The sequence below is a fragment of the Microcystis sp. M079S1 genome, assembly GCF_020246425.1.
GTDB lineage: Bacteria > Cyanobacteriota > Cyanobacteriia > Cyanobacteriales > Microcystaceae > Microcystis > Microcystis aeruginosa.
This window is the reverse complement of sequence record NZ_JADBSZ010000205.1, coordinates 20,318-27,294: the sequence shown is the minus strand read 5'-3', so window position 1 is coordinate 27,294 and position 6,977 is coordinate 20,318. Positions and strand designations below refer to the sequence as shown.

5 protein-coding genes are annotated in these 6,977 nt (G+C 43.9%); 3 read left to right on the top strand and 2 right to left on the bottom strand.

The features are described 5' to 3' along the window. Together IM456_RS13540 and IM456_RS13535 are read left to right on the top strand one after the other, a co-directional pair. Nucleotides 1-295 (top strand): bluetail domain-containing putative surface protein (locus tag IM456_RS13540; RefSeq protein ID WP_287712785.1); only part of this gene is annotated, 295 nt, incomplete at its 5' end. Between the two features lie 421 nt (nucleotides 296-716). Then, on the top strand, nucleotides 717-1,184 hold the full coding sequence (locus IM456_RS13535) for a hypothetical protein (RefSeq protein ID WP_287691967.1): 468 nt from the start codon (nucleotides 717-719) through the stop codon (nucleotides 1,182-1,184). A 29-nt stretch (nucleotides 1,185-1,213) separates the two neighbouring features. Here the strand turns inward: IM456_RS13535 and IM456_RS13530 are convergent, their stop codons facing one another. Together IM456_RS13530 and groL are read right to left on the bottom strand one after the other, a co-directional pair. Continuing rightward, the gene (locus IM456_RS13530) at nucleotides 1,214-3,103 is read right to left on the bottom strand and encodes an ABC-F family ATP-binding cassette domain-containing protein (RefSeq protein WP_287691966.1); all 1,890 of its coding nucleotides are present in this window, start codon (nucleotides 3,101-3,103) and stop codon (nucleotides 1,214-1,216) included. A gap of 191 nt (nucleotides 3,104-3,294) precedes the next feature. Continuing rightward, the gene (groL, locus tag IM456_RS13525; RefSeq protein ID WP_061432580.1) at nucleotides 3,295-4,977 is read right to left on the bottom strand and encodes a chaperonin GroEL; all 1,683 of its coding nucleotides are present in this window, start codon (nucleotides 4,975-4,977) and stop codon (nucleotides 3,295-3,297) included. Nucleotides 4,978-5,218: 241 nt separating this feature from the next. Here groL and IM456_RS13520 point away from each other — a divergent pair, with 241 nt between their 5' ends. Beyond that, nucleotides 5,219-6,976 carry an ATP-dependent nuclease gene (locus IM456_RS13520; RefSeq protein ID WP_287691965.1) on the top strand — a complete coding sequence of 586 codons (1,758 nt, stop codon included), beginning with the start codon at nucleotides 5,219-5,221 and terminating at the stop codon, nucleotides 6,974-6,976. The last annotated feature ends 1 nt before the right edge of the window (nucleotide 6,977 follow it).

The window sequence follows — 6,977 nt, the reverse complement described above, 5'->3', positions numbered from 1 at the left end:
GAATGCGCCTAGTAGTTTCAGTCGCGCTGCTGATAGCACTGTCACCACTTTAGACAATTTAATCAATCAGGTATTTACTGATGCCAATGGAGCCACTACAGGTAATCAAGAATTAGCGGTTAATAGTGCCGCCTTAGTGCAAGTAACAACTGGTGCGATAGCTGGAACTTACCTCGTTATTAATGATAGCGCGGCTGGCTTCCAATCCAGCAATGATTTATTAATAAATATCACTGGATTTACTGGTACTTTACCAGCTTTAGGGAGCATTCCAGTGGGTAATTTCTTTGTTTAGGGACTTGCGCTTTGATAATGTACCTTTTGGGCGAACGCAGTTCGCCCCTACATTGTGGACAAAATCCGTTACTGTAGGGGCGCAAGGAACCTGCGCCCTCCGATCGATCAGGTTTGCTGATCACCCTAAGTAGGGGTTGCTGAAAAAGCTTTTCGGTGGTGGCAGGGTGTGGGGTGTGGGGTTTTATCGATTTTCAGGTGGTCAACTACCTAATTTTCAGGGAAAAAGTACCTGAATTTTCCCCCCAATCCCCGCAATGGCTGGCACTTTTTGAGGGGAAAAAAGTCTAAAAGCCTTATCCAACAAGGTTTTTAGATTTATTCAGCAAACCCTAGCTACCGTTCGCTGTTCCCTGTTCTCCAAAACCAGAGACTTCGTACCTCACCATTAGGATAACTGCTGTAAATGAAATAACCGACTCATGAAAAAGATGATATTGACTTTACTAGCTTGGCTTTTAGTTGCTAACATGAATAGCCAAGGGGTTTTAGCAGTGACGATCGATTTTCAATGGTTGGGAAATCAAGGCTATACAGCTAAAGGTTCTTTTAGTTATGATGAAAAAACGGCCCCGACTATCTTTTCGGAAAAAGGTTCGGGAAAAATGCGAGTTTTAGAAAATTTTCAGGTATCTTTTTATGATAACAGTGGTCAAGAGATCGCTAAATACGATAATGTCAGCCAGGGAATCTCCTCGGCTAATTATTTTCAGTTTAATTTTAATACAAAAACCGGTCAAGTTTTTGGCTCGATCGATCTGGGGGGTGAAGGGATGGGGGAAATCTATCTTCAAGGGGTGGTTAACGATAATTTGGCACTCTTGCGGGTGGAGTCGGTAGATCTGGTCATGGATGAGGATGATTCACCAGAAATTATCACTCAGTTTTGACTAAATTGATCGGGAAAATAGGGATTATCCTAGCCTAATTTTTCTGCTAATTCTAACCAGCGATCGGTTAAAGTATCAATTTTTTGAGTTAATTGAGCTAATTCTTCGGTCAGGGTGGTTATTTTGGTAAAATCTTCTAGGGGTTCTCCATAAAGTACCTGTTCAATTTCAGCTTTTTTTGCCTCTAAAATTGGTATTTGTTTTTCGATATCTTCGTATTCTTTTTTCTCTTTAAAAGAGATTTTTTTATTGACAGGTGACGGAGAAGCTTTAACAGTTTTTGGGGTGACTTTTTTTTCTTTTGGTTCCTCCTCCTCTTTTTTCTGATCGAGATAAAGGGAATAATTGCCTGGATATTGACGGATATTACCCCCGGTTTCAAAGGAAAAAATAGTATCAACTACTCGATCGAGAAAATAGCGATCATGGGAAACGACGATCACACAACCGTTAAAGTCCTCTAAATATTCTTCTAAAATTGCTAAAGTCTGCACATCGAGATCATTGGTGGGTTCATCTAGGATTAAAACATTAGGTGCACTCATCAAAACTCGTAGTAAAAATAAGCGTCGTCTTTCTCCTCCAGAAAGTTTATAAATTGGTGCATACTGTTGATCGGGAGGAAAGAGAAATTTTTCTAACATCTGGGAAGCGGTGATCACGCTACCATCTAGGGTTTTGACTAATTCGGCCACACTTTTCAGATATTCGATCACTCTTTGATTTTCGTTGATATTGAGATCATCGGATTGTTGATCGAAGTAACCAATATGAATAGTGGAACCGATGTCAACTGTGCCTGAATCGGGGAGAATTTTCCCGGTAATAATATCCATGAGAGTAGATTTTCCTACCCCATTACTGCCAATAATACCGATGCGATCTTCGGGAGTAAAAATATAGGTAAAATCTTTAATTAAAGTATGATCGCCGTAAGCTTTCGAGATATTTTCTACTTCGATAACTTTTTTACCGATGCGTCTTCCTGCGGTGGCAATATCGACTTTTCCCTCCACCTGTTTAAATTCCTTAGTCCCCATTGCTTGAATGCGATCGATGCGCGCTTTTTGTTTGGTACTGCGCGCTTTTGGTCCCCGGGATAACCATTCTAATTCCCGTCGTAAAACTCCCGCGTGTTTGCGTTGACTACTGGCGATCGATTCTTCCGCTAAAGCTTTTTTTTCTAGATAATAGGCATAATTACCGGAATAAGTAGATAAATCTCCCCGATCGATTTCAATGATGCGATTAGTCACTCGATCGAGAAAATAGCGATCGTGAGTAATTAATAATAATCCTCCCCGAAAACGGGACAAATAACTCTGTAACCACTCCACGGAAAGCGCGTCTAAATGGTTGGTGGGTTCATCCATCAATAAACAGTCAGGATCGGCTAAAAGTGCGGTAGCGATGGCGATTCTTTTGCGATATCCCCCCGATAAATCTCCCACGCGAGCATTAAAATTATCGATACCCAGTTTACTTAAAATAACTTTAGCATTGGTTTCTAAATCCCAGGCCGCAAGTTTATCAATTTGTTGCGAAACCCTTGACAAACGTTCCATAATAGTATCCAGATTTTCTGGCTCATGGACAAGGCGATCGGACAATTCCTCGTATTCCTTGATTAAAGTCATGCTTTCGCCACTATCGGCGAAAACCTGCTCTAAAACCGTTTTATCGTCGTCTAGATCGGGTTGCTGGGGTAAATAGACGATTTTCATCCCGGAATTGATTTGAATTTCGCCACCATCGATCGCTTCTAATCCGGCGATCATTTTCAATAGGGTCGATTTTCCCGATCCATTCGTACCGATCAGGCCGACTTTATCGCGATCATCGAGGCTAAAACTGGCATCTTTGAGAATTTCCTTGATACCGAAGTCTTTTTTGAGCGATCGAACCGTCAGCAGTGTCATGATTTCTGGGAATAATCCTTCTTTTCTAGTGTAGTGTCTGGACTAATGCAAAGGATAGATTAAGCAGGTTCTGCTGAAAAAGTTTTTCCCGAGGAAAAAAAAACCTGTCCCTAATGCCGACGATAACGAGAAAAGGGACAGATTGGCTCAATGGAATGAGATTATTTTCAGGGGCCAGACGGCATTAGGAATTACATCATGCCCATGCCACCCATGCCACCCATGCCACCCATGCCGCCCATGCCACCCATGCCGCCCATGCCGCCCATATCGGGGGCTGCGGCTTCTTTAACGGGTTTTTCGACCACGAGGGCTTCCGTAGTTAAGACCATACCGGCGATAGAAGCGGCGTTTTGAACGGCTGACCGCACCACTTTAGCCGGATCGATAATTCCGGCGGCGATTAAGTCTTCGTACTTGCCGGTGAGGACATTGTAACCGACGCTAAAAGCGGTATCGCGCACACCTTCCACGATCACATCGCCTTCCACACCGGCGTTGTTGGCTAACTGACGCAGGGGGGCTTCTAGGGCTTTGGCGACGATATCGGCGGCGACTTTTTCCTCATCGTTAGTCAAAGAAGCTTTGAAAGCCTTCACCTTAGAAGCCAGATGAATCAAGGTTGTACCACCGCCCGGGACGATACCTTCTTCCACGGCGGCTTTGGTGGCATTGAGGGCATCTTCGATGCGGAGTTTGCGATCCTTGAGTTCGGTTTCTGTGGCTGCCCCGACTTTAATCACGGCCACACCGCCGGCTAATTTAGCGATGCGTTCCTGTAATTTTTCCTTATCGAATTCAGAATCGGTTTCTTCTAACTGTTTTTTCAGTTGGGCGAGACGTTTCTGCACATCGGCCTTATTGCGGCTGTCTCCGGAGGCGACAATAATTGTATTGTCTTTCTCTAGGGTGATTTTTGCCGCTTGCCCTAGCAGATCGAGGCTAACGGTGTCAAGACTTAAGCCCACTTCTTCGGAAATCAGACGACCGCCGGTGAGGATGGCGATATCTTGTAAAACCGCCTTGCGACGTTCCCCAAAACTGGGGGCTTTGATAGCGACGACATTTAAGACACCCCGGGCCTTGTTGACCACTAGAGTGGCTAAGGCTTCGCCGTCCACATCTTCGGCGATAATTAATAGGGGACGACCTTGACGGGCAACGGCTTCGAGGACGGGGACTAGTTCAGCGATCGCACTGATTTTTTTATCGGTAATCAGGATCAGGGGGTTGTCGTACTCGACGATCTGTCTTTCTTGATCGGTGATGAAATAGGGAGAGATATAACCGCGATCGATCTGCATCCCTTCCACTACTTCTAATTCCGTGGTTAAGGATTTCGATTCTTCCACGGTGATTACGCCATCGGTGGTGACTTTTTCCATGGCGGTGGCGATCATTTGTCCCACTTCTTCGTCGTTGCCGGAAGAAACGGTGGCCACTTGAGCGATCGCATCTCCAGCGATCGGTTTAGCGACGGCGGCGATTTCTTCCACCAGATAGGCGATGGTTTTGTCTAGTCCGCGTCTTAAAGCGACGGGATTGGCCCCGGCGGTAACGTTTTTGAGACCTTCTTTAATTAAAGCCTGGGCGATGATGGTGGCGGTAGTGGTGCCATCTCCCGCTAAATCTTTGGTTTTTGCCGCTACTTCCTGAATTAATCTCGCCCCGGTGTTTTCGAGGGGATCGGACAATTCGATTTCTTTGGCGACGGTGATGCCGTCATTAACGATCTGGGGGGCGCCGTATTTCTTTTCTAACAAGACATTGCGTCCTTTCGGACCGAGGGTGATTTTTACCGCATCGGCCAAGGCGTTGACACCTCTTTCTAGGGCGCGACGGGATTCATCTTTAAAGGCAATGATTTTGGACATGGTATCGCTGTTGTGATAGGACTCCTTATAGTTAATTTAGCACTCTTAGGGCTTGAGTGCTAATCCAGGCGATCGACTCCCCTCCGATCCCTGAACCGAAAAGCGCGATCGTTTTCGTTGCCCTAGCTGGAGAGATGAGTTAGTCCCGATCTATTTTTGGCCTTAAAAATGGGGTCTGGGAAAGTGAGCGATGTTAACTTGCATAATTTAAGATGAAGATGCCGACAGCCTAACCAGATCGATGATAACCAAGCTAACCCTGAGAAATTTCAAGAGTATCAAGGAACAAACCTACGAGTTTGCTCTCTTCGATCTCTTAGTTGGACGGAATAACAGTGGTAAAAGCACCATTTTACAGGCTTTAGCGATCTGGCAGTTCTGTATTGAGGAGTTCCGGCGGGCGGCGAAACGGAAGGGAACGACCGGCAAACAAGTTGTCCTTCCCAACTTTACAGCCCTTCCCGTTCCAGAATTTAATCTTTTGTGGCGAGAGAAGACCGAGCGCCACTATCCAAAAGTAGATGGTTCCAAAAAGCAAGAGTTTATTCTCATTGAAATTGATGTTACTTGGATAGCGGAATCTTCCGGGCCAAAACCATGCTCTTTGGGGGTTAAACTACGATATAGTTCTCCTCAAACTATCTACGCAATTCCTTCGGAAGGATGGGAACATTTCCGTGAATTAGAAGGAGAGTCAAATCACTCCCCTTCTCTTTTACCTATTATTGCTTACGTTCCGCCCTTTTCGGGATTAGAACCCAATGAAGAATGGCGTGATGACGGACCGCTGCGAAAACAAGTGGGAAAAGCGCAGCCCGGAAGTATATTAAGAAATTTACTGCTGCGAGTTTGGCAAGAAAATCGAAAGGATTGGAGTGAAATTCAAAAGGTTGTCAAAAACTGGTTTAACGTTAATTTAAAAGACCCTCAATACGAACGAGGAGTGGACACCCAAATAATCTGCGAATATAAACAGGGGGGCAAATCCTATGACATTATATCTGCTGGCAGCGGTTTCCATCAAACTTTAACCTTGTTGGCATTTTTTTATGGTTATAAACCTACTACTATCTTACTGGATGAACCCGATGCTCATCTTCATGTTAACTTGCAAAGAGAGATTCTAGATTATTTTAAAAATCAAAAGGCGATCGAGAGAAATACTCAATTTCTTATTGCCACCCACGCAGAAGAGTTTATTAGAGGGGTTGACGTTCGGCAAATTATCTCATTACTTGATAGAATTCCTAAAAGAGTGGAAGCTACACCAGCGATTTTAACAGCGATGGCCGATGTTTCTAACTCAGAGATAACAGAGCTTTCGGAACGTAATTATCCCGTTATTTTGTATGTTGAAGGAGAAACAGATGGGCGTCTTTTACGAGGTTTTGCCACTTCTTTAGGAAAGCAGGATAAATTGAATCAGGTTTGTTGTCGGGTTATGGGAGGCGGCAATAAGAAGAAAATGAAAGAAGATTCTGATCGTCATTTTAACGGGATTAAACAAATAATTCCATCGGCGAAAAGGTTGGTATTGTTTGATTATGATGATGACGATCAGGCCTTCCACCCAGAAGCAAATGATCCGAAGCAATCATTATATGAATGGCGACGAAAAAATATTGAGAATTATTTATTAGTTCCCGATGCTTGGATTAGAGCAGCTCAACAAACCGGCGGTTTTAACGACCAAGATATTTTTTTCTCTCCAGTTCAAAAAATAATTAGGGAGTTTTTTGATAACGAAAATCTTACCCTGCCTCGAAATCAATCTTGGAGAGATGTCAAAGCAAATATTTTTCAAGTTGTGGATGGGAAAAAGCTATTGTTTGAAAATAAGGACTCTCTTTTTCAAAGGCTTAAATCTTGTCAACTTCCTTTAGCATCTGTTCCATCTTTAGAATTGACCCGTGAAATCGTCGCCACTAACATGAAATCTGATGAAATTCATGAAGATGTTCATCAATTCTTCGCTAAGTTGGATCAACTTCTGAGTTAAG